26 protein-coding genes are annotated in these 26,668 nt (G+C 72.1%); 16 read left to right on the top strand and 10 right to left on the bottom strand.

Features of this window, described 5'->3' with window-relative positions; all coding sequences use genetic code 11:
- The first annotated feature begins 44 nt into the window (after positions 1-44).
- From hemH to rho, 6 genes are all read left to right on the top strand, one after another.
- A complete protein-coding gene (hemH, locus tag JJI54_RS03800) occupies positions 45-1,178 on the top strand; it encodes a ferrochelatase (RefSeq protein ID WP_203071071.1) in 1,134 nt (377 codons plus the stop codon).
- Positions 1,175-1,861: an HAD family hydrolase gene (locus JJI54_RS03795; RefSeq protein WP_318987442.1), complete on the top strand. Its 687-nt coding sequence runs from the start codon at positions 1,175-1,177 to the stop codon at positions 1,859-1,861. The genes hemH and JJI54_RS03795 overlap by 4 nt, the downstream gene beginning before the upstream one ends.
- Before the next feature lie 51 nt (positions 1,862-1,912).
- Complete coding sequence (locus JJI54_RS03790) at positions 1,913-2,866, top strand: Bug family tripartite tricarboxylate transporter substrate binding protein (RefSeq protein WP_203071067.1); 954 nt, start codon at positions 1,913-1,915, stop codon at positions 2,864-2,866.
- A complete protein-coding gene (gene hemJ / locus JJI54_RS03785; protein WP_203071065.1) occupies positions 2,863-3,315 on the top strand; it encodes a protoporphyrinogen oxidase HemJ in 453 nt (150 codons plus the stop codon). The genes JJI54_RS03790 and hemJ overlap by 4 nt, the downstream gene beginning before the upstream one ends.
- A gap of 94 nt (positions 3,316-3,409) precedes the next feature.
- The gene (locus tag JJI54_RS03780) at positions 3,410-5,191 is read left to right on the top strand and encodes an ABC transporter ATP-binding protein/permease (RefSeq protein ID WP_203071063.1); all 1,782 of its coding nucleotides are present in this window, start codon (positions 3,410-3,412) and stop codon (positions 5,189-5,191) included.
- A 366-nt stretch (positions 5,192-5,557) separates the two neighbouring features.
- The gene (gene rho, locus JJI54_RS03775) at positions 5,558-6,832 is read left to right on the top strand and encodes a transcription termination factor Rho (protein ID WP_203071061.1); all 1,275 of its coding nucleotides are present in this window, start codon (positions 5,558-5,560) and stop codon (positions 6,830-6,832) included.
- 133 nt (positions 6,833-6,965) lie between these two features.
- Here the strand turns inward: rho and JJI54_RS03770 are convergent, their stop codons facing one another.
- Positions 6,966-7,346 carry a hypothetical protein gene (locus tag JJI54_RS03770; protein WP_203071059.1) on the bottom strand — a complete coding sequence of 127 codons (381 nt, stop codon included), beginning with the start codon at positions 7,344-7,346 and terminating at the stop codon, positions 6,966-6,968.
- Positions 7,347-7,478: 132 nt separating this feature from the next.
- Between JJI54_RS03770 and JJI54_RS03765 the strand changes: the two genes are divergently transcribed.
- Together JJI54_RS03765 and JJI54_RS03760 are read left to right on the top strand one after the other, a co-directional pair.
- Complete coding sequence (locus tag JJI54_RS03765; protein ID WP_203071058.1) at positions 7,479-8,072, top strand: HD domain-containing protein; 594 nt, start codon at positions 7,479-7,481, stop codon at positions 8,070-8,072.
- 8 nt (positions 8,073-8,080) lie between these two features.
- Positions 8,081-8,833 carry a GNAT family N-acetyltransferase gene (locus JJI54_RS03760; protein WP_203071056.1) on the top strand — a complete coding sequence of 251 codons (753 nt, stop codon included), beginning with the start codon at positions 8,081-8,083 and terminating at the stop codon, positions 8,831-8,833.
- 69 nt (positions 8,834-8,902) lie between these two features.
- Here JJI54_RS03760 and JJI54_RS03755 read toward each other — a convergent pair whose 3' ends face one another.
- Both JJI54_RS03755 and JJI54_RS03750 read right to left on the bottom strand, forming a co-directional pair.
- Entirely contained in the window at positions 8,903-9,874 is a 972-nt protein-coding gene (locus JJI54_RS03755; RefSeq protein ID WP_203071054.1) for a quinone oxidoreductase family protein, read from the bottom strand.
- Positions 9,871-10,380, bottom strand: coding sequence for a methylated-DNA--[protein]-cysteine S-methyltransferase (locus tag JJI54_RS03750; protein WP_203071052.1), 510 nt, complete (start codon positions 10,378-10,380; stop codon positions 9,871-9,873). Before JJI54_RS03750 ends, JJI54_RS03755 begins: the two co-directional genes overlap by 4 nt.
- A gap of 143 nt (positions 10,381-10,523) precedes the next feature.
- Here JJI54_RS03750 and JJI54_RS03745 point away from each other — a divergent pair, with 143 nt between their 5' ends.
- The 6 genes from JJI54_RS03745 to JJI54_RS03720 are packed head-to-tail and all read left to right on the top strand — an operon-like array spanning position 10,524 to position 16,460.
- Positions 10,524-10,901 carry a (2Fe-2S) ferredoxin domain-containing protein gene (locus tag JJI54_RS03745; RefSeq protein ID WP_318987441.1) on the top strand — a complete coding sequence of 126 codons (378 nt, stop codon included), beginning with the start codon at positions 10,524-10,526 and terminating at the stop codon, positions 10,899-10,901.
- Between the two features lie 48 nt (positions 10,902-10,949).
- Positions 10,950-12,269, top strand: a complete 1,320-nt coding sequence (gene mnmE, locus JJI54_RS03740) for a tRNA uridine-5-carboxymethylaminomethyl(34) synthesis GTPase MnmE (RefSeq protein WP_226381490.1) — start codon at positions 10,950-10,952, stop codon at positions 12,267-12,269.
- A 25-nt stretch (positions 12,270-12,294) separates the two neighbouring features.
- Positions 12,295-14,166 carry a tRNA uridine-5-carboxymethylaminomethyl(34) synthesis enzyme MnmG gene (gene mnmG / locus JJI54_RS03735; protein ID WP_203071048.1) on the top strand — a complete coding sequence of 624 codons (1,872 nt, stop codon included), beginning with the start codon at positions 12,295-12,297 and terminating at the stop codon, positions 14,164-14,166.
- An 11-nt stretch (positions 14,167-14,177) separates the two neighbouring features.
- Entirely contained in the window at positions 14,178-14,816 is a 639-nt protein-coding gene (rsmG, locus tag JJI54_RS03730; protein WP_318987440.1) for a 16S rRNA (guanine(527)-N(7))-methyltransferase RsmG, read from the top strand.
- Complete coding sequence (locus JJI54_RS03725; protein ID WP_203071046.1) at positions 14,797-15,606, top strand: ParA family protein; 810 nt, start codon at positions 14,797-14,799, stop codon at positions 15,604-15,606. The genes rsmG and JJI54_RS03725 overlap by 20 nt, the downstream gene beginning before the upstream one ends.
- Entirely contained in the window at positions 15,603-16,460 is an 858-nt protein-coding gene (locus tag JJI54_RS03720) for a ParB/RepB/Spo0J family partition protein (RefSeq protein WP_203071044.1), read from the top strand. The genes JJI54_RS03725 and JJI54_RS03720 overlap by 4 nt, the downstream gene beginning before the upstream one ends.
- A gap of 3 nt (positions 16,461-16,463) precedes the next feature.
- On the opposite strand, the gene holA is transcribed toward JJI54_RS03720, so the two are convergent.
- The 6 genes from holA to JJI54_RS03690 all read right to left on the bottom strand — a co-directional run bounded on the left by holA (position 16,464) and on the right by JJI54_RS03690 (position 23,819).
- The gene (gene holA / locus JJI54_RS03715; protein ID WP_203071042.1) at positions 16,464-17,477 is read right to left on the bottom strand and encodes a DNA polymerase III subunit delta; all 1,014 of its coding nucleotides are present in this window, start codon (positions 17,475-17,477) and stop codon (positions 16,464-16,466) included.
- Positions 17,478-17,497: 20 nt separating this feature from the next.
- Entirely contained in the window at positions 17,498-18,169 is a 672-nt protein-coding gene (lptE, locus tag JJI54_RS03710; protein ID WP_203071040.1) for an LPS assembly lipoprotein LptE, read from the bottom strand.
- Complete coding sequence (leuS, locus tag JJI54_RS03705; RefSeq protein WP_203071038.1) at positions 18,162-20,783, bottom strand: leucine--tRNA ligase; 2,622 nt, start codon at positions 20,781-20,783, stop codon at positions 18,162-18,164. Before leuS ends, lptE begins: the two co-directional genes overlap by 8 nt.
- Before the next feature lie 131 nt (positions 20,784-20,914).
- Positions 20,915-21,469, bottom strand: coding sequence for a DUF3576 domain-containing protein (locus JJI54_RS03700; protein ID WP_203071036.1), 555 nt, complete (start codon positions 21,467-21,469; stop codon positions 20,915-20,917).
- 227 nt (positions 21,470-21,696) lie between these two features.
- On the bottom strand, positions 21,697-22,935 hold the full coding sequence (locus JJI54_RS03695) for a porin (RefSeq protein ID WP_203071034.1): 1,239 nt from the start codon (positions 22,933-22,935) through the stop codon (positions 21,697-21,699).
- 278 nt (positions 22,936-23,213) lie between these two features.
- The gene (locus tag JJI54_RS03690) at positions 23,214-23,819 is read right to left on the bottom strand and encodes a thiamine phosphate synthase (RefSeq protein ID WP_203071032.1); all 606 of its coding nucleotides are present in this window, start codon (positions 23,817-23,819) and stop codon (positions 23,214-23,216) included.
- Here JJI54_RS03690 and JJI54_RS03685 point away from each other — a divergent pair.
- Positions 23,818-24,507, top strand: coding sequence for a YggS family pyridoxal phosphate-dependent enzyme (locus JJI54_RS03685; protein ID WP_203071030.1), 690 nt, complete (start codon positions 23,818-23,820; stop codon positions 24,505-24,507). The two genes, JJI54_RS03690 and JJI54_RS03685, sit on opposite strands and share 2 nt — an antisense overlap.
- A gap of 53 nt (positions 24,508-24,560) precedes the next feature.
- Positions 24,561-25,562 carry a tryptophan--tRNA ligase gene (gene trpS, locus JJI54_RS03680; protein ID WP_203071028.1) on the top strand — a complete coding sequence of 334 codons (1,002 nt, stop codon included), beginning with the start codon at positions 24,561-24,563 and terminating at the stop codon, positions 25,560-25,562.
- Here the strand turns inward: trpS and JJI54_RS03675 are convergent.
- Positions 25,559-26,659 carry an endonuclease/exonuclease/phosphatase family protein gene (locus JJI54_RS03675; protein ID WP_203071026.1) on the bottom strand — a complete coding sequence of 367 codons (1,101 nt, stop codon included), beginning with the start codon at positions 26,657-26,659 and terminating at the stop codon, positions 25,559-25,561. The two genes, trpS and JJI54_RS03675, sit on opposite strands and share 4 nt — an antisense overlap.
- Positions 26,660-26,668 lie beyond the last annotated feature (9 nt).

The following is a 26,668-nucleotide window of genomic DNA, read 5'->3' as shown; positions in this document are numbered from 1 at the left end:
CCGAGCCTTGACCCCGGGCCGCGACGTGGCATGTCCCGCGCACCATGGATCTCCCCGCCCCTTCCCCGCCCGTCCCGACCGCCTCCGGCGGCCGTCGCCGCGTGGCGGTGGTGCTGTTCAACCTTGGCGGGCCGGACGCGCCGGAAAGCATCCGCCCCTTCCTCGTGAACCTCTTCACCGACCCCGCCATCCTGCGGGTGCCGGGCTTCGTCCGCCCCTGGCTGGGCCGCATCATCGCCTGGCGGCGCACCAAGCCGGCGACGGAGAACTACGCCATCCTCGGCGGCAAATCGCCGCTGCGGGAGCTGACGGAGGAGCAGGCGGCGGCGCTGGAGGTGCTGCTGAACCAGGATGCCGGCATCGAGGCCAAGTGCTTCGTCGCCATGCGCTACTGGCACCCGATGAGCGACGAGACGGCGCGCGCCGTGAAGGCCTGGGCGCCCGACGAGGTGCTGCTGCTGCCGCTCTATCCGCAATTCTCCACCACCACCACGGGCAGCAGCGCCATCGACTGGGCGCGGGCGGCGGCGCGGGCGAAGCTCGAGGCACCGACCACGACGCTCTGCTGCTTCCACTCCCATCCCGGCTTCGCCGAGGCGACCGCGGCGCTGGTGCGCGGCGCCTGGGACAAGGCGCGGGCGGAGCTCGACCCGGCCATCAAGCTGCGTGTGCTGTTCAGCGCCCATGGCCTGCCGGAAAGCATCGTGAAGGCGGGTGACCCCTACCAGTGGCAGGTGGAGCAGACGGTGGCGGGCGTGGTGGAACGCCTCGGCCTGCCCGATCTCGACCACGTCGTCTGCTTCCAGTCCCGCGTCACGCCGCAGAAATGGATCGGCCCCTCCACGGAGGATGAGCTGGAGCGCGCGGGCCACGACAAGGTCGCGGTGCTGGTCGTGCCCATCGCCTTCACCTCCGAGCATTCGGAGACGCTGGTGGAGCTCGACGTCGAGTACCGGGAGGAGGCCGAGAAGCTCGGCGTGCCTGGCTACTACCGGGCGCCTGCGCAGAATTCCGACCCCGCCTTCATCGGCGCGCTGGCCGACCTGGTGCGGCATGCCCGCGGCAGCGGCCGCAGCCTCTGTTCCTTTGCCGGCGCCCGGCAATGCCCGAAGCAGCATGGCGACTGCCCGCATGCGACGCTGGCCGCCGCCATGCAGCGGGCGAGGGAAAGGGCGTGACCCGGCGCCCGGCGGCCGTCCTGTTCGATTGCGACGGCGTGCTGGCCGATACGGAGGCGATGCACAACCGCATCATCGCCGAGGAGATCAGCGCGCTGGGCTGGGAGATGACGCCCGAGCAGTGCGAGCAGCACTTCATGGGCCTGTCCTGGGAAGCGATCATCCCGCGGGTGCAGGCGCGGCTCGGCCCGGATTCGGTGCCGTCCGACTTCATCCAGGGCGTGGTGCGCCGGGTGCTGCGGGAACTGCACCAGGAAGTCGTGCCGGTGCGCGGCGTGCTGGCGGCACTGGAGAAAATCGTCGCGGCGGGGATCCCGGTGGCGGTGGCCAGCAACTCCTCCCGCCCCGAGCTGAACACCAAGCTGGCGGGGCTCGGCCTGGCGGAGACCTTCCGCGGCCGGTCCTTCACCTACAACGACGTGCCGAACCCGAAGCCCGCGCCCGACATGTACCGCGCCGCCGCCGCCGCCTGCGGGGCCGATCCGCATGACTGCGTGGTGGTGGAGGACAGCGTGACGGGCGCCCGCGCCGGCCGCGCCGCCGGCTGCCGCGTGCTGGGCTTCGCGCATCCGACACCCGCTGCGGCGCTGCAGGCCGTCGGCGCCGAGACTTTTGTCAGTATGGCGGAGCTGCCCCGGCTGCTGGGGCTGGAGCCGGATCGGCAAGCGGGGGGGCAGGGCTGACGCCCTCCGCGCGGCGCTGGTAGCCTGCCCGCCCTGGGGGAGGACCGGTGCATGAAACTGGCAAGGATCATCGGCGCCGCGCTGCTGGCGCTCGGCATGGGGACCGCGGCGGCGCAGGAGTTTCCGTCCCGACCCATCACGCTGATCGTCGGCTACCCGCCCGGCGGCAACACGGACCTCATGGCGCGCGCGCTGCAGCCGGAACTGTCCCGCGCGCTCGGCCAGACGGTGGTGGTGCAGAACCGCGGCGGCGCGGCGGGCACGATCGGCGCGGCGGAAGCGGCGCGGGCGCGGCCGGATGGGCTGACCCTGCTGTTCAGCCCGAACAACCCCATCACGGCGCAGCCGCACCAGGTGGCGCTGTCCTACAACCTCGACAGCTTCCGCTTCCTCTGCCTGGTCTATGACAACCCGCAGGTCGTCGTGCTCGGCCGCCAGGCGCCCTTCACGGACCTGGCCGGCATGGTCGCCTTCGGGCGATCGGCGCGGGAGGCGCTGATCTTCGGCTCCCCGGGGCAGGGGAGCACGCAGCACATCCTGACGGCGGCGCTGCTGAAGGCGCATGGGATCGAGGGGCTGCACGTGCCCTTCACCGGCGCGGGGCCCATGGCGCAGGCGGCGCTGGGCGGGCAGATCCACATGTTCATCGAAAGCGGCTCCATCCCCGCCGCCACCGGCCTGCCCGTGCTGGGCGTGCTGGCGCGCGACAGGCTGGCGGGCCTGCCCGCGGTGCCGACGCTGGCGGAGCTCGGCCAGCCGCTGGAGGGCAGTTCCCATGGCGGCATCCTGGCGCCTTCCGGCATTCCGGAGGCCGCGGCGGCGGTGCTGGAACGCGCCTGCGCCACGGCGGTCGGCGCGGAGAGCTTCCGCACGGCGGCGGAGCGGCTGAACGCCATCCCGCTGCACCTGAACGGCGCCGCCTTCCGCGACCGCTTCGCGCAGGAGAGTGCCATGAACGCCACCGTGCTGCGGGACCTCGGCCTGGCCCGCGAGGGAACCCGATGACCTTGGACTTCCTGGCGCCCGCCTATGTGTGGATCAAGGCGCTGCACCTGATCTCGGTCATCGCCTGGATGGCGGGGCTGTTCTACCTGCCGCGGCTCTACATCTACCACATGCAGGTGGCGCCGGAGGATGTGCGCTCCGCCACCTTCAAGGTGATGGAGCGGCGGCTGCTGAAGGCCATCATGAACCCCGCCATGATCGCCACCTGGACCTTCGGGCTGCTGCTGATCCTGACCCCCGGCGTGGTGGATTGGACGGCGGGGTGGTGGCACCTGAAATTCGCCTCGGTGCTCGCGATGTCCTGGTTCCACCACGACCTGGCGCTCGCCCGGAAGGCTTTCGAGCGCGACGAGCGGCCGCGCACGGAGCGCGGCTGGCGGATGCTGAACGAGGTGCCGACGGTGCTGATGATCATCATCGTGCTCATGGTGATCGCGAAGCCGTTCTGATCGCCGCGCGGACGGGTTGCCAGTCCGCGCAGTTCAAGATTGCTCGCTCACGATCTATTGTATACGAATTGGGCCCCTGCTGGGGGAGGGGCCCATGGCTGTGGAGACCGAGGCGACGTCGGGGGACGGGGCGCTGCGGGAGACCTGGCGGCTGGCGCGCGGCTGGTATGGCGCCGCGCCCTGGACCGCCTGGGGGCTGACGGCGGTGGCGGTGGTGCTGACGCTGCTGCAGATCGCGCTGTCCTACGCCTTCAGCGACTGGCAGCGCGACGCCTTCGATGCGCTGGAGAAGCGCGACGCCGATGCCTTCCAGGGGCAGCTCTGGTGGTTCGTGGCGCTGACGCTGCTCAGCATGGCCGTCGCCGTCGGGCGGCTCTGGGCCCGGCAGGTGCTGGCCTTCCTGTGGCGGCGCTGGCTGGTGCTGAAGCTGCAGGGCGCCATGCTGGCGAACCACCGGCACTACCGGATGGAGATGGGGGAGGGGGGCGCCGACAACCCCGACCAGCGCATCGGGGAGAATACCCGCTGGGCCACCATCATGACCGTGGATCTGGTGCTGGGCCTGCTGCACAGCGTGGCGCTGTTCGCCTGCTTCGCCGGGCTGCTCTGGCACCTCTCCGGCACGCTCGAACTGGCCATCGGCGGGACGGTGATCGCCCTGCCGGGCAGCATGCTGATCGCCGCCGCGCTCTATTCGGGGCTGGGGGCGCTGGTGGTGTGGCGGGTCGGGCGGGCGATGCCGCGCATCCACCTCGACCGCAACCAGGCGGAGGCCGACCACCGCTTCGCCCTGCTGCGCATCCGGGAGCATAGCGAGGGCATCGCGCTGATCCGCGGCGAGGCGGATGAGGAGCGGGGCCTGGCGCGGGCCTATCGCGGCGTGGAGGCCGCCATGCTGCGGCTGCTGCGGAGCGAGCGGCAGCTGATGTGGCTCGGCGCCGGCTACATGGCGGTGGCGGGGGTGCTGCCGCTGCTGCTGGGCGCGCCGCGCTTCTTCGCCGGCGCCATCACCCTCGGCGTGCTGATGCAGATGACGCAGGCCTTCGTGGAGGTGACGCGGGCGCTGTCCTGGTTCGTCGAGAACTGGCCGCGGCTGGCGGATTGGCGCGGCCATGTGGTCCGGGTGGTGGAGCTGGAGCGCGCCTGCGAGGCCGCGGACGGGCAGGCCGGGGCACCGGGCATCGTCATCGGCGCGGGGGAGGCGCTGGCGCTGACGGGCCTCAGCCTGGGCACCGCCTGCGGCCGCGCGCTGGTGGCGGAGGCCGCTGTCACGCTGCGGCCGGGCGAGCGCGTGCTGGTGACGGGGGAGAGCGGCAGCGGGAAATCGACGCTGTTCCGCGCCATCGCCGGCATCTGGCCCTGGGGGCAGGGGGGCATCGCGGTGCCGGACCGGGCGGCGACACTGTTCATGCCGCAGCGGCCCTACCTGCCGCTCGGCAGCCTGCGCGCCGCGCTGGCCTATCCCGCCGCCGCCGATGCCTTCCCGGCGGAAGCCGCGGCCGCGGCGCTCCGGCGCTGCCGGCTCGGCGCGCTGGTGCCGCAGCTCGACAAGGTTTCGCGCTGGGACCGGGTGCTGTCGCTGGGGGAGCAGCAGCGCCTGGCCTTCGCCCGGCTGCTGCTGCACCGCCCGCGCTGGGTCTTCATGGATGAGGCGACCTCCGCGCTGGACGAGGCGAACCAGGCGGCGATGTTCGCCCTGTTCCAGGCGGAGCTGGCGGGGGCCGCGCTGCTGTCCATCGGCCACCGGCCGGGGCTCGACCGCTATCACGATCGCGTGCTGGCGCTGCGCCCGGCGCCGGGCGGTGCGCGGCTGGAACGGGTGGTGCCGGCGGCGAGCCTCTGGCCGGTGGAGGCCTTCCGCCGCGGCGCGGCCTAGCCGGGGGTTGCGGGGTGGCGTGGGACGGGGTCTCAGCATCGGCACGAAACCCCTTGAATGTCGCGCCCTGGCTTCCATCTGCCGGTTGACGGGGACGGTTCGCCTCCTTAGGGTCGAACTGCCTTCCGGCAATCGGTCGTGCGTTGCCCCCTTCTTCCTGGCGGGTCCCCGTTCGGGGTTCCAGGCAGCTGGTGCGGCGCCGCCGGTCCCTCCCTCCCCAAGCTCCCTGGCCACCGCGACAAAGCCCGAGAACGGGGCGCGCGGCGGGCAAAGGGCATGGTGACGCTGGCCTCCGGCCACGCCGCCAACCCGCTCCGCCTCTGCCAGGGTCCGCCCGATCTCCCTTTCCGCGGGACCCGTCCGCCCATGCATCTTTCCGAACTGAAGGCCAAGTCACCGGCCGATCTGCTTGGCTTCGCCGAGTCGCTCCAGATCGAGAACGCATCCAGCCTGCGCAAGCAGGACATGATGTTCGCGATCCTGAAGACGCTGGCGGAGAACGAGCAGGCCATCTACGGCGATGGCACGCTGGAGATCCTGCCCGACGGCTTCGGCTTCCTGCGCAGCCCGCAGGCCAACTTCCTGCCCGGGCCGGACGACATCTACGTCTCCCCCGCCCAGGTCCGGCGCTTCGGCCTGCGGACCGGCGACACGGTGGAAGGCCAGATCCGGGCGCCGAAGGATGGGGAGCGGTACTTCGCCCTGCTGAAGGTCGATACCATCAATTTCGAGCCGCCCGAGGCGCTGCGGCACCGCATCAACTTCGACAACCTCACGCCGCTCTACCCCACGCGGCGCCTCAAGATGGAAAACCCGGACGCCGAGAGCGTCGCGAAGGGGCCGACCAAGGACTACACGCACCGGGTGATCGACCTGGTGGCGCCGATCGGCATGGGCCAGCGCGCGCTGATCGTCGCGCCGCCGCGCACCGGCAAGACGGTGATGCTGCAGAACATCGCCAAGTCCATCACCGCCAACCACCCCGACGTCTTCCTCATCGTGCTGCTGATCGATGAGCGGCCGGAGGAAGTGACCGACATGGCCCGCACCGTGCGGGGCGAGGTCGTGGCCTCCACCTTCGACGAGCCCGCCACCCGCCACGTGCAGGTGACGGAGATGGTGCTGGAGAAGGCGAAGCGCCTGGTCGAGCACAAGCGGGACGTGGTGATCCTGCTCGACTCCATCACGCGCCTCGGCCGCGCCTACAACTCCGTCGTGCCGTCCTCGGGCAAGGTGCTGACGGGCGGTGTCGATGCCAACGCGCTGCAGCGGCCGAAGCGCTTCTTCGGCGCGGCGCGCAACATCGAGGAAGGCGGATCGCTGACCATCATCGCGACGGCCCTGATCGATACCGGCAGCCGCATGGACGAGGTGATCTTCGAGGAGTTCAAGGGCACCGGCAACAGCGAGCTGATCCTGGACCGCAAGCTGTCGGACAAGCGCACCTTCCCGGCCATCGACATCACCAAGTCGGGCACCCGGAAGGAGGAGCTGCTGGTCGATCGCGGGACGCTGTCCAAGATGTGGGTGCTGCGCCGCATCCTGAACCCGATGGGCACGCAGGACGCGATGGAGTTCCTGCTGGACAAGCTGAAGTACAGCAAGACCAACCAGGACTTCTTCGACGCGATGAACACCTGAGGCGTCTGGCCCTTTCGCCGAGGCGAAAGGGCCTCCGGACGCCGGCGCCGCGCCTGGCTCCGTCATGCCGCGGCCACGCCTGCGGCGGGCCGCCCTCGGGGCCTCGGCCGGCGTTAGGAACGCCGCCCGCCCGCTATCGCGGCAGCGATTCCAGCATCCGCAGCGCGCGCCGCGCCTGCCGCGCGGCGGCCTGCTCATCCACCGATTCGAGCGCCTGCAGCGCGCGGCCGATCGGGCGGCCCGCCGCCGCGGCGCGCCGGCCGCCGGCCTGGCCGGCGACCTCCACGGCATCCCGCGCGGCCTCCAGCGCCGGACCGGCGAGGATGGCGCGGCGCATCGCCCGGTTGACGCCCTCGGCCTCCACATCATTGCTGCAGCGGGGGCAGAGCACGGCGAGCGCGAAGCGCAGATGGCCCTCCGCCGTCGTGAGGGGGCTGACACCCGCTTCCGCCCGGCCCGGCACCAGCACGGACAGCAGCGCCGCCAGCAGGGCGGCAGGCACGGCAGGCGCCATCAGGCGGAGGCACCGCGGCGGCCGCGCCGGGCGGGATGCGACGCGGCGCATCCGGGATGCGGCGCAGCGCATCCGGGATGCGGCGCGCCGCCGCATGGCGCAGTATGCGACCCGAAGGACACCGAGACACAAATGGACACCATCGTACCCCCGGACACCGGCCAGGCCGAGACCGCCGCGGCCCGTCTCCTCCGCGCTGCCACCTTCGCCGCCCGCGTCCACGCCACGCATCGCCGCAAGGGCGCCTCCGCGGAGCCCTATGTGAACCACGTGCTGGAGGTCGCCGCCATCCTGGCCGCGCATGGCGCGCCGGAGGAGGCGATCCTGGCCGGGCTGCTGCACGACACGGTCGAGGACAGCGACAAGGACCCGGAGCCCATCACGCATGAGCGGCTGGTGGCGGAGTTCGGCGAGCTGGTCGCGGGCGTCGTCGCGGAGGCGACGGACGACAAGACCTTGCCGAAGGAGGTCCGCAAGGCACTGCAGGTGAAGCATGCCGCGAAGAAGACCGATGCGGCGAAGATGCTGAAGCTGGCGGACAAGATCTCCAACCTCCGCGCCATCGCGGCCAGCCCGCCGGCGGGGTGGGACCATGCGCGGCGCCTGGAATACATCGGCTGGGCGGGACGGGTGGCCGCGGGGCTCCGGGGCGTGAACCCGGCGCTCGACGCGCTGTTCGATGCGACCTATCGGGAGGCCGTGGCCCGGTTGGCCCAGGAAGCGTGAGAACAGGCATGAGCGTGAGTGAGTTTCCCGGCGTCTTCGCCATCGAGCAGGCGACGCTGACAGCGGTTCCGGCCCCGAGGCTGATCTTCGACGGGCCCTTCGTGGTGCGCCGCTACCTCGGCGGCACGGGGCGGGCCAATGCGGCCTGCCCGATGGACCCTCGGCCCGATCCGGGGCTGGCGGGGCGGATCGACCGGATCGAGGCCTTCTATGCCCGGATGGGCCAGGTCTGCCGCTTCCGCTCCACGCCGCTCGACCCCGAGGGGATGGTGCCGATGCTGGAGGCGCGGGGCTACCGGCGGCATGACGAGAGCCAGGTGATCGCGGGGCCGCTGGCGGATTTCGCGAAGCCCGATCCCGCTGCCGAGATCCTGACGGGCCCGGAGGAGCGTTGGATGGCCGTGGTGGCGACGGCCGAGCACCAATCCCCCGCGCGGCGGGCGGAGAAGGCGGGCATGGCCGATCTGCTGGCCGTGCCGGCCGCCTGGGTGCTGCTGCATGAGGATGGCGTGCCGGCCGCCAGCGCCTTCGTCACCGCGGATGGCCCGCTGGCGGGTCTGTTCGACCTCTCGGTCCGCCCGGAATTCCGCCGCCGTGGCCTCGGCCAGCGGGTGATGGCGGCCGCCGGTGCCTGGGCCCTGGGGCAGGGCGCCAGCTGGGCCTATGCCCAGGTCGCCTGCACCAACAAGGCGTCGCTGGCGCTCAACGCCGGCCTCGGCCTGATCGAGCGCTACCGCTACGTCTATTACCTGAAGAACTGACGGCGGGGCCCGGGGGCCGCCACGGCCCCCGGCGGGGGCTTACGGGGGCAGAGCCCCCGTATCCTCCCTTCACGGCAGCAGGACGGTGCTCCCCGTCGTCTTCCGCGCCTCCAGCGCCCGATGCGCGTCGGCCGCATCCTTGAGCGCGAAGCTCTGGTTCACCCGGATCTTCACAGCGCCCTTCGCCACGACGTCGAACAGCGCCGCCGCATGGGCTTCCAGGTCTTCCCGCTTCGAGGTGTAGGTCGCAAGCGTCGGGCGCGTCAGGTAGAGCGAGCCCTTGGCGGCGAGGATGCCGATATCGGTGGTCACGGGGCCGGAGGCGTTGCCGTAGGACACCATCATCCCGTAGGGCGCCAGGCAGTCGAGGGAGGTGGTGAAGGTGTCGCGGCCGACGCTGTCATAGACCACGGGCAGCATGGCGCCGCCGGTGATCTCCTTCACCCGGGCGGGCAGGCCTTCGATGCCGACCACCACATGGTCCGCGCCATGGGCGCGGGAGAGTTCGGCCTTCTCCTCCGTGCTGACGCAGCCGATGACGGTGGCGCCGAGGTGCTTGGCCCATTGCGTCATGATGAGGCCGACGCCGCCGGCGGCGGCATGGACCAGGATGGTCTGGCCGGGCTGCACCTTGTAGGTGCGGGTCAGCAGGAAGCCGGCCGTCATGCCCTGTAGCATCATGGCGGCGGCCTGGTCGAAGCCGATCGCCTCCGGCACCTTCACCAGGCGGTCCGCCTTGATGGTGCGGGCTTCCGCATAGGCCCCGATCGGCGCCGTGGCATAGGCCACGCGGTCGCCGGGGGCGACGTTGGTGACGCCTTCGCCCACGGCTTCCACGATGCCGGAGGCTTCCATGCCGATCGTGGCCGGCAGGGCGGGCGCCTTGTAGAGGCCGGTGCGGAAATAGACGTCGATGTAGTTCAGGCCGACGGCCTTGTGCCGGACCAGCGCTTCGCCGCCCTTGGGCGCGGGGAGGGGCACTTCCTCCCACACCAGCTTGTCGGGGCCGCCATATTCATGGACGCGGATGGCACGGTTCATCGGGGGATGGTCCCTGGAGATGAGGGGAAGAGCTCGGCCTGGGGGCCGGGGGGGTTGGCGGCCGCGCGCCGCTCCAGGTCGAGCAGCGCGCGCTTGGTGGGCGCCCCGTCGCCACCGGAATAGCCGCCGAGCCGTCCGGCCGCGGCAACCACGCGATGGCAGGGGATGACGATGGGTATCGGGTTGGCGCCATTCGCCTGTCCGATGGCGCGGGCGGATGAACCGAGCAACTGGGCAAGGTCACCATAGGACCGTGTCTCGCCCGGGGGAATGGCGCGCAGCGCGTCCCAGACCCGACGCTGGAAGGCGGAACCGAAGGGGGCGAGGGGCAGGTCGAAGCCGGTGCGCCGGCCATCGAAGTAGTCCTGCAACTGGGCGACGGCTTCCACCAGCAGGGGCGTGCGGTCCTGGTCGCGGCCGCGCCCCCAGTCCAGGGCCACGATCGCGCCATCCTCCTCGGAGAAGGTCACCTCGCCAACGGGGGTCAGGCAGGAGAGTTGGGGCATCGCATCCGTCCAGGGCGCGCCATGCGCCACATTCCCGCCCCCCTCGTCAAGCCAGCGGATGCGGGCGGTGCGATGCGCCCTGGCCGCGCGGGAATGCGGTCGCTACATCGAGGGCGCCGCCAGCCCTTGCCGGGAGTTGCCCTGTGACCGACGCCGCCATCCCTTCCGTCGCCGCGGAGGCCGACCCGCCGCCCTATTTCACCGCCCATGTCTTCGTCTGCTGCAACCGCCGGCCCGATGGCCACAAGCGCGGTTCCTGCGCCGCGGCGGGCAGCGAGGCGCTGCGGGACTACATGAAGGCGCGGGCGAAGGAGCTTGGCCTGAAGGGCGTGCGGATCAACCAGGCCGGATGCCTCGACCGCTGCGAGTTCGGCCCGACGCTCGTCATCTATCCCGAGGGGGTCTGGTACGCGCCCAAGACGCGGGAGGATGTGGACGCCATCCTGACGGCGCACCTCCAGCAGGGCGGGCGGGCCCGGCACCTGATGCTGACCGAGCGTGACGTGGTGCCGAAGGACTGATCGCGCGCCCCTGTTTCACGTGAAACACCCGCCACGCGCCGCCCGGTGCTGACCGACACGATCTTCGCCCGGGCCTCCGGCGCCGGGCAGGCGGCCGTCGCGGTGCTGCGGCTGTCCGGGCCGGGGACGGCGGGGGTGGTGGCGCGGCTGGCCGGAAGGCTGCCGGCGGCGCGCCGGGCCAGTCTCCGCCGCCTGCGCGACCCCGATGACGGGGAGGTGCTGGACGAGGCGCTGGTGCTCTGGTTTCCCGGCCCCGCCAGCTACACGGGGGAGGATGCGGCGGAGCTGCACCTGCATGGCGGCAGCGCGGTGGTGGCGGCGGTGACGGATGCGCTGGGACGGCTGGGCTGCCGGCCGGCCGAGCCCGGCGAATTCACCCGGCGCGCCTTCCTGCATGGCCGCATGGACCTGACCCAGGCCGAGGCCATCGCCGACCTGATCGCCGCGGAGACCGCGACGCAGCGGCGCCAGGCGCTGCGCCAGGCCGATGGCGCGCTGGGCCGCCTCTATGGCGGCTGGACGGAGCGGCTGACACGCATCCTGGCGCAGCAGGAAGCCGCCATCGAGTTCGAGATGGACGATCTGCCGACCGACGTCGCCGACCGGGCGCGGGAGGCGGCCGCCACCCTGGCGCGGGAGATCGGTGCCCATCTGGATGATGGGCGGCGCGGGGAGAGGCTGCGCGAGGGCCTGTCCATCGCCATCCTGGGCGCGCCCAATGCGGGCAAGTCGTCCCTGCTGAATGCGCTCGCCGGCCGGGATGCGGCCATCGTCTCCCCGATCGCCGGGACGACGCGGGACATCGTGGAGTGCCGGCTGGAGCTGAATGGCGTGCCGGCGGTGATCGCCGACACCGCCGGGCTGCGCGCCAGCACCGACGCGATCGAACAGGAAGGGGTGCGGCGCGCGATGCGGCGGGCGGAGGAGGCGGACCTGATCCTCGCCGCCTTCGCCGCCGACAGGCCCCCGGATGCGGAGACGCTGGCCCTGCTGCGCGACGCCCCGGGCGCCATCCTCGTCGCCACGAAATGCGACCTGGCGCCGCCGCCGGCACTCGACACCCCAGGCACCGTCATCGCGACGAGCGCGCGGACGGGGGAGGGGCTCAAGGCGCTGCGCAGCGCCCTGGCGCGGGAGGCCGCCCGCCATGCGGGGCTCGGCGACGCGCCGGCGCTGACGCGATCCCGGCATCGCGCGGCCCTGGCGGAAACGCTGGAGCAGCTCCGCCTCGCCCAGGGCGCGCCCCTGCCGGAACTGGCGGCGGAGGGCTACCGCGCCGCGCTGCTGGCGCTGGGCCGCATCACCGGGCGCGTGGAGGTGGAGAGCATTCTCGATTCCATCTTCCGCGACTTCTGCATCGGCAAGTAGTGGCCCTATACCCCGGCGCATGAACATGGCGACGACGCAGTACGACGTGGTGGTGGTGGGTGGTGGGCATGCCGGCTGCGAGGCCGCGGCGGCCGCCGCCCGCTGCGGCGCGCGGACCCTTCTCCTCACCCACCGGATCGAGACGGTCGGGGAGATGTCCTGCAACCCCGCCATCGGCGGCATCGGCAAGGGCCATCTGGTGCGGGAGATCGATGCGCTGGACGGGCTGATCGCCCGTGCCGCGGATGCCGCCGCCATCCACGCCAAGGTGCTGAACCGCAGCAAGGGCCCGGCGGTGCGCGGCCCGCGCATCCAGGCTGACCGCAAGCTCTACCGGGCGGCCATGCAGCGCATGCTGGCGGAGACGCCGAACCTGACCCTGCTGGGGGAGGCGGCGGAGGATCTGGCGCTGGATGCCGCCGGCGCCGTCGAAGCCGTGGTCACGGCATCCGGCACCCGCATCCGCTGCCGCGCCGTCGTCATCACCACCGGCACCTTCCTGCGCGGCGAGATCCATCTGGGGGAGCAGCGATTCCCCGCCGGCCGGGTGGGGGAGGCCCCCGCCATCGGCCTGGCCCGGACGCTGGAACGCCTCCGCCTGCCACTCGCCCGGCTGAAGACCGGCACGCCGCCGCGCCTCGATGGCCGGACGATCGACTGGGAGGCGCTGGAGCCGCAGCCCGGCGACGACCCGCCGGAGCCCATGTCCTGGCTGACGGAAAGGATCACCAACCCGCAGGTGATGTGCCGCATCACCTGGACGGGGGCCGCAACGCATGCGGTCATCCGGGAGAACCTGCACCGCTCCGCCGTCTATTCCGGGCAGATCCAGGGCGTCGGCCCGCGCTACTGCCCCTCCATCGAGGACAAGATCGTCCGCTTCGCCGACCGCGAGCGGCACCAGATTTTCCTGGAGCCGGAGGGGCTGGATGACGACACGGTCTATCCGAACGGCATCTCGACCAGCCTGCCGGAGGCCGTCCAGGCGGCGATCATCGCCTCCATCCCCGGGCTGGAACGCGCCCGCATCCTGCGGCCGGGCTACGCCATCGAATACGACCATGTCGATCCGCGCGCCCTGCACCGGACGCTGGAGGTGCGGACGGCGCCAGGCCTGTTCCTGGCCGGCCAGATCAACGGCACCACGGGGTATGAGGAGGCGGCGGCGCAGGGCCTCATGGCCGGGCTGAACGCCGCGCAGCGGGCGGCGGGCGAAACGCCGGACCGCGTCCTCGGCCGGGGGGAGGCCTATATCGGCGTGCTGGTGGATGACCTGGTGTCGCAGGGCGTCACCGAGCCCTACCGGATGCTGACCGCGCGGTCCGAGCACCGCCTGAGCCTTCGCGCCGACAATGCCGGGCTGCGCCTGACCGATCGCGGCATCGCCTGGGGCTGCGTCGGCCCGGACCGCGCCGCCCGGCATGCCCGCTTCGCCGCCGATGTCGCCGCCGCCCTGGCCCGGGCCGGCGAGGACCTGGCCACCCCCAACGCCCTGGCCGCCGCCGGCATCCCCATCCGCCAGGATGGCCGCCGCCGCACGGTGCTGGAGGTGCTGGCCCTGCCCGAGACGACCGCCGCCATGGCCGCCAGCGCCTTTCCCTGGCTGGCCGCGCTGCCGCCCGCCATCGCCGTGCAGGTGGAGGCCGAGGCCTTCTACGCCCCCTACCTCCGCAAGCAGGAAGCCGAGCGCCGCCTGCTGGCGCGGGAGGAAAGGCTGGCCATTCCCGACGGCATCGACTTCCGCGCCATCCCCGGCCTCTCCACCGAAATGCAGCAGCGCCTGCTGCGCGCCAGGCCAGACAGCCTCGGCAGCGCCGGCCGCGTGCCGGGCGTGACGCCCGCCGCCATCGCCGCGCTGGCCGTCCATCTTCGACGGATGGCCGCGCAGGCGGTATAGGGGTGTTTCACGTGAAACAGCCGCCCCCGCCGACCCTGTCGCGCCTGCCCGACCGCGCGCCGCCCGATGCGGCGCAGCAGGCGATGCTGGACGCCTATCTCGACCTGCTGATCCGCTGGAACGGCCGCATCAACCTGGTGGCGGATGCGGCGCCCGAGGTGCTGCGCCAGCGCCATATCCTGGATTGCTGGCAACTGGCGGCCCTCGTCCCGCCCGGGGATGAGCCGATGGCCGATCTGGGCGCCGGGGCCGGCCTGCCCGGCCTCGTGCTCGCCATCGCGACGGGCCGCCCGACCCATCTGGTGGAATCGGACCGGCGCAAGGCCGCCTTCCTCACGGAAGCGGCGGCGCGACTCGACCTGAAGCGCGTAAAGGTGCACCCGACCCGCATCGAGGACGCCATCCTGCCGCCGCTCGCCCTCGTCACCGCCCGCGCCCTGGCGCCGCTGGACCGGCTGCTGCCGCATGCCGCCCGGCTGCTCGCGCCCGGCGGCATCGCCATCTTCCCGAAGGGCCGCACCGCGGATGCCGAACTCGCCGCGGCCCGTGCCGCCTGGACCTGCCAGGTGGAGCGCTTCGCCAGCCAGACCGACCGGGAGGCCACCATCTTCCGCCTGAGCGATATCCGACATGCCAGCCCGGAAGCCTGACCACCGCCCCCGCATCCTGGCCTTCGCCAACCAGAAGGGGGGCGTCGGCAAGACGACGACGGCGATCAACCTCGCCAGCGTGCTCGCCACCGACCACAAGGTGGCGCTGCTGGACCTCGACCCGCAGGGCAATGCCTCCACCGGCCTCGGCATCGGCCGGCAGGACCGCGCCGCCGGCACCTATGCGCTGCTGGCCGAAGGCCGGCCGCTCGGCGATCTCCTGCGCCCGACGCCCGTGCCCAACCTGGCCATCCTGCCGGCCGACCCCGACCTCGCCGGCGCGGAGATCGAGCTGGTGGGCCTGGAGGCGCGGGAACGGCGCCTCGCCCAGTGCTTCGCCGAAGCCGCCGGGACGCTGGCCGGCTACGACTACGTCTTCCTGGACTGCCCGCCCTCGCTCGGCCTCATCACCCTCAACGCGCTGGTCGCGGCGGATGGCGTGATCGTGCCGCTGCAGACCGAATTCTTCGCCCTGGAAGGCATCAGCCAGATCACCCGCACCATCGACCGCGTCCGCCGCGCGCTGAACAGCCGGCTGACGCTGGAAGGGATCGTGCTGACCATGGCGGATCGCCGCAACAACCTCTCGGAACTCGTCGCCAGCGATGTCCGTGGCTTCTTCAAGGACAAGGTGTTCGAGACGGTGATCCCCCGCAATGTCCGCGTCAGCGAGGCCCCTTCCCATGGCCTGCCCGTGCTGCTCTACGATTTCCGCTCCCCCGGCGCGCAGGCCTACGTCAAGCTGGGCGCGGAATTCCTGAAGCGCGAACGGGCGCGGAGCCGTCCATGAGCAGCACGACACGCAAGCCGACCTCCCGCCTGGGGCGCGGCCTCTCCGCCCTCATCCCGGATGCGCCCACCCCCGCACCCGGCGAGGCGCTGCGCCAGGTCCCGATCGAGGCGCTGGAACCCGGCCCCTTCCAGCCCCGCGGCGTGATGGACAACGACCGCCTGGAGGAACTCGCCACCTCCATCCGGGAACACGGCATCCTCCAGCCCATCCTGGTGCGCCCCAAGCCGGACCATCCCGGCGCCTATGAGATCGTGGGCGGCGAGCGCCGCTGGCGCGCGGCGCAGGTGGCGCGGCTCCACGAAGTCCCCGTCGTCGTCCGCGACCTCGGCGACCGGGAAGCCATGGCGGCCGGGCTGGTCGAGAACCTGCAGCGCCAGGATCTCAACGCGGTGGAGGAGGCGGAGGGCTACAAGCGCCTTGTCGAGGAATTCGGCCTGACGCAGGAAAGCCTCGGCCAGTCCGTGGGCAAAAGCCGCAGCCACGTCGCCAATACGCTCCGCCTGCTCGGCCTGCCGCAGCCGGTGCGGGACCTGGTCCGCCAGGGCAGCCTCTCCGCCGGCCATGCCCGCGCGCTGATCGGGGCGCCGGACCCGGTGAAGCTCGCCACCCAGGTCGTGGTGCGCGGCCTGAATGTCCGCCAGACCGAGGCCCTGGTCGCCTCGAAGCCCCGGCCGTCCGGACCGCGGGAGAAATCGGAGGACCGGGAGACGCGGGCGCTGGAGCGCGACCTGACGGAGAAGCTCGGCCTCCAGGTCCTGGTGAAGCACCAGGGCAAGGGCGGCGAGGTCACGATCCGCTACAAGGACCTCGACCAGCTCGACGGCATCGTCCGCCTGCTGTCGGGCGGGTGACGCTCAGCGCCGGCTGAAGCCGGCCGCCTGTCGGGCGATGGCGGCGATCGCGGCGCGGGCGATGGCCAGGTCGGCCTCCTTGAAGGCGGTGGTCTTGGTGCGCTTCTCCGCCTCCAGCAGCGCGGCACCCTGCGCTTCCAGCGCGGCCGTCGGCCAGTGGCGCAGCGCGCGGTCGAAGGCGGCCTTGTGGCGGAAGAAGACCGGCGGCCGCAGCACGCCGGAATCGCCGCCCGCCACCGCCGCCTCGTGCAGCCGCTGCATGTGCCGCAGCGTGGCGCGCACCACCATCACCGGGTTCGCGCCCTCCGCGAAGGCCGCGTCCAGCGCCCGGTCGGCCGCCACCGCGTCGCCGGCGGTCGCCGCCATCAGGGCCTCGTCCAGGTCCATCGACGCGCCCTCGGCCACGCAGGCCATGGCCGCCTCCTCATCCACCCGGCCACCGGCACCGACATACAGCGCCAGCACCTCCACCGCGCGGCGCAGCATCATCCGGTCCTCGCCCAGCCGCGCCGCCAGCCAGCCGACGGCGGAGGCATCGGCCTGCACGCCCTGTTCCTTCAGCAGGCGCGCGATGGTGCCCGCCAGCGCCTCATCCCTCTCCCGGTAGCAGGGGATGACGGCGACGTCCTGCGCGGCCTCGGCCAGGGTCCGCAGCTTGGACCGGGCCTGCAGCTCGCCCGCCTCCATCACCACCAGCGCCTCGCCCCGCGCGGCCAGCATGTCCTTCAGCGCATTGGCATGGGCATCCGTGGCGTCCCGCAGCCGCACCACGCGCCGCCCGCCCGTCATGGCCAGGGCGGCGGCTTCCCCCGCCAGCACGCCGGCGCGCGCGGCTTCCTCCCGCGTCAGGTCCGCCAGGCGGAAGGGGTCGTCCATGGCACCGCCAAGGACGGTGCGCACCAGCGCCTCCGCCCTCTCGCGCACCAGCCCGGCATCCTCGCCGAACAGCAGCACGGCGCGCATGTCGCCGGGATCGGCCAGCACCGCCTGCACGCGCCGCGCATCGATCTTCGCCATGGGACGGCGTCAGCCCGGCATCAGCGGGAGCCCGGCGGCAGCCCCAGCAGGCCGGGGGAGGCCGGGTCCGACAGGCCCTGCGGCACCGCATCGCCCGGCGTCGCGGGCAGGATGAGGGGTGCTTCCACCGGCTCCGCCGCATGTCCCTCCGCCCGCCGGCGGAACTCCGCCGCCACGCGCTGCACGATCTGCTCCGCCAGCGTCGCCGCCAGGCGCTGCTCGGTCGCCTCCCGGCTGCTGTCGGCCGCGAAGAACTGGTTGGCGGGGATGTTGTAGGCCTCGATGGCGCGTTCCTGGCCGGACATGATTCCCTCCGGCGGCGGGCCGAGCCGCACCAGCACCCAATTGGCCGTGGCGATGTAGCGCACGCGCGTCGCCGCGCCGTCCACCTGCACGCCGACGCCCTCCGCCGCCACGCCGGGCCCGACCCGGAGCTCATAGAGCGGCTGCCGCGCCCCCGTGATGCCGTTCCCCAGGCGCTGCAACAGCCCCCGCCGGATCAGCTGGCCGAAGCGCTCATTGATCGGCGCCACGCGGGTCGCGAGCAGCTGGTCACGCACGGAGGGCTCGCCCGCCGCCACGGCCGCGGCGCCGTTGCTGCCATAGAGCGGCCGGAACCCGCACCCCGCCAGCAGGCCGCAGGCCCCCAGCAGGGCGGCGCGACGCGCGAACAGCGCCGGGCGCTCAGACAACGAAGTTGACGACCCGTCCCGGGACATGGATGCGCTTCCTGACCGGCTTGCCCGCGAAGGCACGCTGCACGTTCTCCTCCGCCTCGGCCAGGGCGAAAATCTCCGCCTCGGAAGCGCCGGCCGCGACCTCGATGGTGGCGCGCAACTTGCCCAGCACCTGCACCGCCAGCGTCACCGTCTCCGCCTTCAGCAGCGCGGGGTCGGCCTCCGGCCAGGGCATCTGCGCCACCAGCGCCTCGCTGCCCGGGGAGAGCAGGCTGAACAGCTCCTCCGCCAGGTGCGGCATCATGGGCGCGGAGAGGCGCGCCAGCATCTCCAGCGCTTCCCGCCGCGCGGCACCCATGCCCTCGGCGGAGGCCTGGGCCTCGGCCTCGCCGATCGCATTGGCGAATTCATGGATGCGGGCGACGGCGACGTTGAAGGCGAAGCTCTCCAGCGCCTCCGTCACCGCGGCGATGGTGCGGTGCGTGGCCTGGCGCAGCTTGCGGGCGGCGCCCGTTGCCCCCTCGGCGGAGGTCCCGGCCGGCGGCAGGGCCGGCAGCGCGTTGCTCGCCAAGCGGAACAGGCGCTGGGTGAAGCGGAAGGCGCCGGCCACGCCGGATTCCGTCCATTCCATGTCCCGTTCCGGCGGGTTGTCCGCCAGGATGAACCAGCGCGCCGTATCGGCCCCGTATTTCGCGATGATCGCGCCGGGGTCGATGGTGTTGCGCTTGGACTTGGACATCGCCTCGATGCGGCCGATCGTCACCGGCTCGTTCGTGCCCTTCACCGTCGCGGTGCGGCTGCCATCGGCGGCGGTGCCGAACTCCACCTCCTCCGGGTAGAGCCAGCGGCCATCGGCGCCCTTGTAGCTCTCGTGCTGCACCATCCCCTGGGTGAAGAGGCCCGCGAAGGGCTCCGCGACCGCCAGGTGGCCCGTGGCCTGCATCGCGCGGGTGAAGAAGCGGCTGTAGAGCAGGTGCAGGATCGCGTGCTCGATGCCGCCGATATACTGGTCCACCGGCAGCCAGGCATCGACGGCGTCGCGCGTCACCGGCGGCTCCGCCTGCGGGCTGCAGAAGCGGGCGAAGTACCAGGAGCTGTCCACGAAGGTGTCGCAGGTATCCGTCTCCCGCCGCGCGGGCTTGCCGCAGGACGGGCAGGCGACATGCTTCCAGCTGGGGTGGTAGTCCAGCGGATTGCCGGGCTTGGAGAAATCGACGTCGTCCGGCAGCACCACCGGCAGCTGGTCCTGCGGCACGGGCAGCGCGCCGCAATCGTCGCAATGGATGACCGGGATCGGGCAGCCCCAGTAGCGCTGGCGGCTGACGCCCCAGTCCCGCAGGCGCCAGTTCACCACGCCATTGCCGGTGCCCATGCCTTCCAGCCGGTCGATCACCGCCCGCTTGGCCGCCGGCACCGCCAGCCCATCCAGGAAGTCCGAGTTGTAGATGGTGCCGTCATCGGTATAGGCGACGTCGCCGACCGCGAAGGCGGCGGGGTCGGCGCCCGGCGGCAGCACCACGGGCGTGACGGAAAGCCCGTATTTCCGGGCGAAATCCAGGTCCCGCTGGTCATGCGCCGGGCAGCCGAAGATGGCGCCGGTGCCGTATTCCATCAGCACGAAATTCGCGATCCAGACGGGGTATTCGCGTCCGTTGAAGGGGTGCTTCACCCGGAAGCCGCTGTCGAAGCCGCGCTTCTCCGCCTGCTCGATCGCGGCCTCGCTGGTGCCCATGCGGCGGCATTCCGCCACGAACTCGGCGGCCGCGGGGTTGGCGGCCGCGGCGGCGGCGGCCAGCGGGTGTTCGGCGGCAACCGCCAGGAAGGACATGCCGAACAGTGTGTCCGGCCGGGTGGTGAAGACCTCCACCTCCTCGGTCCCGTCCACGGGCTGCGCCAGCTGGAAGCGCACTCGCGCGCCCTCGCTGCGGCCGATCCAGTTGGACTGCATCAGCTTCACGCGTTCGGGCCAGCGATCCAGGCCGCCCAGCGCCTCCAGCAGGTCGGGCGCGTACTTGGTGATGCTCAGGAACCACTGGCTGAGCTTCTTCTTCTCCACCAGCGCGCCGGACCGCCAGCCGCGGCCGTCGATCACCTGCTCATTCGCCAGCACGGTGCCATCCACCGGGTCCCAGTTGACCCAGCTCTCCTTCCGCTCGACCAGCCCGGCCTTCCAGAAATCCAGGAACAGCTTCTGCTGCTGGCCGTAATAGGCGACGTCGCAGGTGGCGAATTCGCGGGACCAGTCCAGCGACAGGCCCATGCGCTTCAGCTCCGCGCGCATATTGGCGATGTTGGCGTAGGTCCATTGGCCCGGATGGATGCCCCGTTCCCGCGCCGCATTCTCCGCCGGCAGGCCGAAGGCGTCCCAGCCCATGGGGTGCATCACCAGGTGGCCGCGGGCCCGCTTGTAGCGCGCCACCACGTCGCCCAGCGTGTAGTTCCGGACATGCCCCATATGGATCTTGCCGGAGGGGTAGGGGAACATCTCCAGCACATAGTATTTGCGCGCCCCGGCCGGCGGCACGTCCGGCACGGAGAAGACGCCGCGCCGGTCCCATTCCGCCTGCCAGCGGGGCTCGGCGGCGGCGAAGTCGTGTCGCGCGGGAGGGTTGGGGGCGATCTCGTTCATCGTATTGCGCTGCGTCGGTCTGCTGGGAGCCGCAGGCATAGAACCCCCGCGCGCCGCTGGAAAGGGCACGGGGCCGGATGAAACGGGGGGGACCGGGGCGGTGCCGCCCCGGCCCGGTCAGTGGTTGCCGTTCAGCGGGCGGCGGCGGTGGCCTGGGAACGCAGCTCGCGCGCCCGGCTCAGCACCTGGTCCTCGAGCTCGGACGCCGTGCCGGCGGAGACGGGGACATCCACCCAGGCATTGCCGCGCAGTTCCTGGCGGAAGATCGCGATGCGCACGCCATCGGAGCGCAGCTGCCGGCCGAGGATATAGGCCGTGGCGCGGAAGCGTTCGCCGGTGGTGCCGGGGGGCGAATACCAGTCGGTGATCAGCACGCCGCCGAAGGGATCGGCGGAGGCCAGCGGCATGAAGGACAGGGTGTCGAGCGAGGCGCGCCAGAGGAAGGCGTTGACGCCGATGCCGCTCTGCTCGCCGGCGCCGCCGCCGCGCGATCCGGGGCTGCTGCGGTCATTCCCGAAGATCAGGATGCCGTCCTCGCCCGTCAGGCGGCCGCGGACGCGGGCCCGCTTGCTGTCGTCATTGTATTCGTCGAGGCCGGGGACGCGCATGTTCTCCGACAGGGTGGAGCACCCCGCGAGGACGCTGGCGACGAGGCCGACCGACAAGACATTCCTGAGCCGCCGCATGATTCCCATCCCGAGCGATCGGGGGCGCAACCGCGCCCCGGCCTGCTTCCTAGCCGCTTTGCGGGCGGAGGAAAACTGGCCCGCGGCCGAAGGGCCCAAAACCGGCCCTGGCTGAAACCGATTCCATCACCCCGGCGCCGGGGGCGAAGCAGGCTGAAACGAAGAAGGGCGGCGGGTTTCCCCGCCGCCCCCATCCCGGGCCGTCAGCCCTTCCGATCCCAGGGGGATCAGAAGGTCAGGCGGGTGCCGATGACGAACACGTCGATGTCGCGGTTACGCGCCAGCGGGCCGTTGCCGACCGGGGCCAGCGCCGTCGCGGAAGCGGCGATGTTCTTGTCCGAGATGTTCGTGTAGTTCGCGAACAGGTCCATGCCCGGCGCGAGGGTGTAGGAGGCGCCGAGGCCCCACACCGTCTGCGTGCGGTCGGCCAGCGCGCCGCCGTTGTCACGCTCGGCCTTGGCGTAGAAGCCGCCGACCGCGATCGCGCCCGTCACGTAGGTCGCGCCCAGGCCCCAGGTGGAGGACTGCGCACGGCCGGACGGCAGGGCCGTGGCGGTCACGCCGCCGTACTTGCCCCAGCGGTACATGCCGCCGACGGTCAGGCCGAAGCCCGTGACCTGCAGGCCGGCCTGGTATTCGGACACGTCCTGGAGGTTGTTGTTGTTGGACGCCGCGTCGGCGCGGTGCGCGGCGAGGCCGGCCGTCACGCCGATGTTGCCGAAGCTGCCGCGGTAGCGGATGGCGCCCGACAGCTCGTTGCGGAGGCTGTCGTTCGGGTCGCGCTGCAGGACCTGCGTGCCGGCGGTCAGGCCGGACGTGACCGTGCGGTATTCCTCGCCTTCACGACGGTTCGGCGCGAAGCTCACGCCGAAGTCGAAGCCGAAGAACTGCGGCGACATGTAGATGATCTTGGTGCTGTCGTTGCCGTCGTTGATGTCGGCGACGAGGTAGCGGTTGCCGTCCGCGGCGAGGGCCACGAACTCGTCCCACTGGGAGGAGATGCCGAGCTGGGCAACGGCGCCGGGCAGGGAGACGGCCATCTGGGAGGCCGCGCTGTCCTGGTCACCGAACTGCAGGGTGCCGAGGGTCGGGGAGGAGATGAAGCCCCAGGCCTCGTCCGTGTCCACGCCCGTGCCGGCCGTGGTGTTGGCCTGCGGGATGAAGTTGTCGATCTGCAGCTCGACCTGCGCGCCGTAGCTGAGGCCGTTGGCGGCCTTGCCACCGACGATCACGACGATCTCGGCGTCCGTGCGGAAGTCGATCTTGTCGCGGTTGACCGTGCGGGCCGGGCCGGCCGTGCCGGCGGCGATCGTGACGGCGTTGCGGTCGGCGCTGTCGTCGACATAGGCGCCCGTGAACTCGAAGTAGCCGCCAATGCGGACCGTCGGAGCCGTCTGCGCCTGAGCGACGTTGCTCAGCAGCGCAGCGCCGACCACCGCGGTGGTGCCCAGCAGAATCTTGCGCATAGTTAAACCTCCTCCTGCACCGGGTGGCCCCCGGCATGCGACGACCCGCCTGCCCCCCTCGGCAGGACGCCGCCACCGGGGGAAATCCCCCAATGGCAGTCAGGCCCGGGCCGACTATGGTCCGGCCTCATCCCCGCCGGCAACGGGCCAGCAACCAAGCTCGCGACTTCCGTGAGACAGTGTGGCGGCAGAGCCACAGCATGTTGCGCGACATTTCGCGGCGCGTGAGCAGCCCGCGACGCCATGAGACACCACGAAGGCCCACCGCCGCGCAGCAATCAGCCGCGAAGCGCCCCGATCGCGGCCAGGCCCTTCACCCGGCGAAGCGGCAGCCGCCCGGCCGTCCGTGGCCCGACGCCGCCCAGCGCCACCGCCGGCACGGGCAGCCGCGCCGCCAGGCCGGACCAGCGCAGCGGGCCCAGCGCCGGCGCGCCGGGGTGGCTCTCCGTCGGGAAGGCGGGCGAGACGAAGCCGAGATCGGGCCGCAGCCGCCGCGCCCGCGCCAGGGCCGCCCGCCCATGCACGGCCACCGACAGCAGCGCCCAGGGCGCCCCCGCCCGCCGCGCCAGCAGGAAGGGCAGCAGCCCGCGCGCCCCGGCACGGTCCGGCAGGTGCAGCCCGGCCCGCGCCCGCAGCGCCGCCCGCCCATCGCCCCCCACCAGCAGCACCAGCCCCCTGGCACGCGCCAGCCGCGCCAGGCCGCGCAGCACGCCGCGCTTCGCGCCCCGCGCCAGCACGCCCTGCCCGCGCGGCAGCCGCGCCGCCGCGGCGCGCGGATCCGGCAGCCGGCCGGGGTCCGACAGCAGCCACAGGCAGGGCAGGCGCCTGCCCCGCGCGCGGGGCGGCTTGAGGCGCCGCGACCAGACCTCTAGCGTCCGCGCCATGTCCGATCCCTCACCGCACCCCATCGCCGCCAACCTGGCGCGCATCCGCGACAGCATCGCGGAAGCCTGCCTGCGCGCCAATCGCGATCCCGCCTCCGTCACCCTGGTCGCCGTCTCCAAGACCAATCCGCAGGACGCGGTGCTGGCCGCGCTGGCCGCCGGGCAGGCGGTGTTCGGCGAGAACCGGGTGCAGGAGGCGCAGCAGAAATTCCCCGGGCTGCGGGCGGACCATCCGGGGCTCCGCCTGCACCTCATCGGCGCGCTGCAGACCAACAAGGCGCGGGACGCGGTGCGGATCGCGGACGTCATCGAAAGCCTGGACCGCCCGAAGCTCGCCACCGCCCTGGCCGAGGCCATGGCGAAGGAGGGCCGCCGCCCCGGCCTGCTCGTGCAGGTCAATATCGGCGACGAACCGCAGAAGGCCGGCGTGCCGACCGCGGAGGCCGATGCCTTCATCCGCGCCTGCCTCGACGACCACGGCCTGCCGGTGCAAGGCCTGATGTGCATCCCGCCGGTGGAAGGCGACCCCCGCCCGCATTTCGCCGCGCTGCGGGAGATGGCGGCGCGCCATGGCCTCAGGACGCTGTCGATGGGCATGTCCGGCGACTACCAGGCCGCCATCGCGGAAGGCGCCACCCATGTCCGCATCGGCACCGCCATCTTCGGCCACCGGCCGTACCCGGCTTGACGTTGCCCGCCCGCCCGGCACAACCACGCCCCATCACACGAGCGATACAGCCCATGACCCGCGTCTTCTCCGGCATCCAGCCCTCGGGCGTCCCGACCCTCGGCAACTACCTCGGCGCCATCCGCAACTGGGTGCCGATGCAGGATACGCATGAGAGCATCTTCTGCGTCGTGGACCTGCACGCCATCACCGTCTGGCAGGACCCCAAGGAGCTGGCGCGGCAGACGCGGGAGATGGCGGCGGCGCTGATCGCCTGCGGGCTCGACCCGCGGCGCTGCACGCTGTTCATCCAGTCCCACGTCCATGCCCATACGCGGCTGGCCTGGATCTTCAACTGCGTGGCGCGGCTCGGCTGGCTGAACCGCATGACGCAGTTCAAGGACAAGGCCGGCAAGGACCGGGAAGCGGCGGGGTCGGGCCTCTATGTCTATCCGAACCTCATGGCCGCCGACATCCTGACCTACCACGCCACCAAGGTCCCGGTGGGCGATGACCAGCGCCAGCACCTCGAGCTCGCCAACGACATCGCGGAGAAGTTCAACCACGACTACGGCGTGGATTTCTTCCCCCGCATCGAGCCGATGATCCAGGGCGTCGCCGCCCGCGTCATGTCGCTGCGCGACGGCACCAAGAAGATGTCGAAGTCGGATCCCTCCGACCAGTCGCGCATCAACCTGACCGATGACCACGACGCCATCGCGCTGAAGATCCGCCGCGCCAAGACGGACCCGGAACCGCTGCCGGACCATGTCTCGGGCCTGGAGGCGCGGGCGGAGGCGCGCAACCTGGTCGGCATCCTCGCCGCCATCACCGGCACCATGCCGGAGAACGTGCTGCGGGAACATGGCGGCAAGGGTTTTGGCAGTTTCAAGGAGGTGCTGGTGGAGGCGCTGGTCGCGCATCTCACGCCCATCCAGGGCACGATGAAGCGCCTGCTGGACGATCCCGCCGCGCTCGATGCCGAATTGCGGCTCGGCGCCGACCGGGCGGAGGCGATCGCCTCCCCCATCTGCGCCAGGGCGGAGGAGATCGTGGGCTTCCTGCCCCGGCGCTAATCCTGCACGGGGGGCGTGCCGAGCGCGGCCGCCTCCCGCCCCTCCGCGATCTTGGCCTCGGCCTCGGCGTGGTCGTCCTCGTCGGGCTCGGGAATCTCCGCCTCCACCGCCGCCGTCGCGTCATGGCAGAGCGTGATGCACATGGCGAAATGGTCGGAGCCGTAATAGGGCAGCACCCGCAGCCCCGCGACGCGGAAATGCGCGTCGTGGAAGACATGGTCCAGCGGCCAGCGCGCGAACCAGTGCTCCGCATGGAAGGTGGGGTAGAGCCCGCGCCCGACGCGCGGATCCAGCAGCCCGCTGAGGCGCTGGAACAGCCGCGTGGTGTGGGACCAGGCGACATCGTTGAGGTCCCCGCAGACGATGGTCGGCCGCGGATTGCCCGCGACCTCCTTCGCCACCAGCAGCAGCTCCGCATCCCGTTCCGCCACGTCGTTGCCGATCTGCGGCGGCTCCGGATGCAGGCAATGCAGGTCCACCAGCCGCCCGGACCGCAGCCGCACGCGGGCGAAGACGGAGGGGATGTCCTTCGTCACCCTCTCCCGCACCACCGCATCCCGCAGCCGGAGGCGGGAGAAGAGGTGGATGCCGTAGGTGTTCTCCAGCGGGTGCAGCACGGCGAAGGGATGGGTCTCCAGCAGCGGGCGCAGCTGCCCCTCCCACCAGGCATTGGTCTCCAGCGTCAGGATCACGTCGGGATCGACCCGGCGGATCAGGGCCAGCAGATCCGCGGCGCGGCGGTTTTCCTGCAGCACATTGGCCACCAGGATCGTGAGGGATTCGGCCGGGTCCGGCCGCCGCGTCCCCGGCACCTGCGTGCGGTGCAGGATGGTGTAGGGCCAGATGCGGAAGACCTGCCAGGCGAAGCAGGCCAGCGTCACGATGCGCAGCGCGCCCTCCGCCCCGCCCCAGGGCAGCACCACGGCCTGGAAGGCGGCCATGCCGATCAGGCCCGCGGCCAGCTGCAGGCGCGGATAATCCCACAGCCGGATCCACCACCAGGGGCGCTTCGACAGCGGCAGGATGGTCAGCCCCACCAGCAGCAGCGACACGGCCCATACCAGGATCACGGGCACGCTCGCCCAGCCAGCCGTCATGCGCCCCGC

Source organism: Falsiroseomonas ponticola, from assembly GCF_016805305.1.
GTDB classification, from domain to species: Bacteria; Pseudomonadota; Alphaproteobacteria; order Acetobacterales; family Acetobacteraceae; genus Falsiroseomonas; species Falsiroseomonas ponticola.
The sequence above is the reverse complement of the archived record's forward strand: the minus strand, read 5'-3'. Positions and strand labels throughout refer to the sequence as shown.

Bases quoted from the DNA above. Each gene is read 5' to 3' on its own strand.
- JJI54_RS03770 (WP_203071059.1), bottom strand. From the start codon at position 7,346: ATGGCGCCTGCCGTGCCTGCCGCCCTGCTGGCGGCGCTGCTGTCCGTG.
- mnmG (WP_203071048.1), top strand. From the start codon at position 12,295: ATGGCGACGACGCAGTACGACGTGGTGGTGGTGGGTGGTGGGCATGCC.
- JJI54_RS03690 (WP_203071032.1), bottom strand. From the start codon at position 23,819: ATGGCGCGGACGCTAGAGGTCTGGTCGCGGCGCCTCAAGCCGCCCCGC.
- JJI54_RS03675 (WP_203071026.1), bottom strand. From the start codon at position 26,659: ATGACGGCTGGCTGGGCGAGCGTGCCCGTGATCCTGGTATGGGCCGTG.
- JJI54_RS03790 (WP_203071067.1), top strand. From the start codon at position 1,913: ATGAAACTGGCAAGGATCATCGGCGCCGCGCTGCTGGCGCTCGGCATG.
- JJI54_RS03760 (WP_203071056.1), top strand. From the start codon at position 8,081: ATGAGCGTGAGTGAGTTTCCCGGCGTCTTCGCCATCGAGCAGGCGACG.
- trpS (WP_203071028.1), top strand. From the start codon at position 24,561: ATGACCCGCGTCTTCTCCGGCATCCAGCCCTCGGGCGTCCCGACCCTC.
- JJI54_RS03750 (WP_203071052.1), bottom strand. From the start codon at position 10,380: ATGCCCCAACTCTCCTGCCTGACCCCCGTTGGCGAGGTGACCTTCTCC.
- JJI54_RS03700 (WP_203071036.1), bottom strand. From the start codon at position 21,469: ATGCGGCGGCTCAGGAATGTCTTGTCGGTCGGCCTCGTCGCCAGCGTC.
- leuS (WP_203071038.1), bottom strand. From the start codon at position 20,783: ATGAACGAGATCGCCCCCAACCCTCCCGCGCGACACGACTTCGCCGCC.
- JJI54_RS03695 (WP_203071034.1), bottom strand. From the start codon at position 22,935: ATGCGCAAGATTCTGCTGGGCACCACCGCGGTGGTCGGCGCTGCGCTG.
- JJI54_RS03780 (WP_203071063.1), top strand. From the start codon at position 3,410: ATGGCTGTGGAGACCGAGGCGACGTCGGGGGACGGGGCGCTGCGGGAG.
- holA (WP_203071042.1), bottom strand. From the start codon at position 17,477: ATGGCGAAGATCGATGCGCGGCGCGTGCAGGCGGTGCTGGCCGATCCC.
- JJI54_RS03685 (WP_203071030.1), top strand. From the start codon at position 23,818: ATGTCCGATCCCTCACCGCACCCCATCGCCGCCAACCTGGCGCGCATC.
- JJI54_RS03755 (WP_203071054.1), bottom strand. From the start codon at position 9,874: ATGAACCGTGCCATCCGCGTCCATGAATATGGCGGCCCCGACAAGCTG.
- rho (WP_203071061.1), top strand. From the start codon at position 5,558: ATGCATCTTTCCGAACTGAAGGCCAAGTCACCGGCCGATCTGCTTGGC.
- JJI54_RS03720 (WP_203071044.1), top strand. From the start codon at position 15,603: ATGAGCAGCACGACACGCAAGCCGACCTCCCGCCTGGGGCGCGGCCTC.
- JJI54_RS03725 (WP_203071046.1), top strand. From the start codon at position 14,797: ATGCCAGCCCGGAAGCCTGACCACCGCCCCCGCATCCTGGCCTTCGCC.
- hemJ (WP_203071065.1), top strand. From the start codon at position 2,863: ATGACCTTGGACTTCCTGGCGCCCGCCTATGTGTGGATCAAGGCGCTG.
- JJI54_RS03765 (WP_203071058.1), top strand. From the start codon at position 7,479: ATGGACACCATCGTACCCCCGGACACCGGCCAGGCCGAGACCGCCGCG.
- hemH (WP_203071071.1), top strand. From the start codon at position 45: ATGGATCTCCCCGCCCCTTCCCCGCCCGTCCCGACCGCCTCCGGCGGC.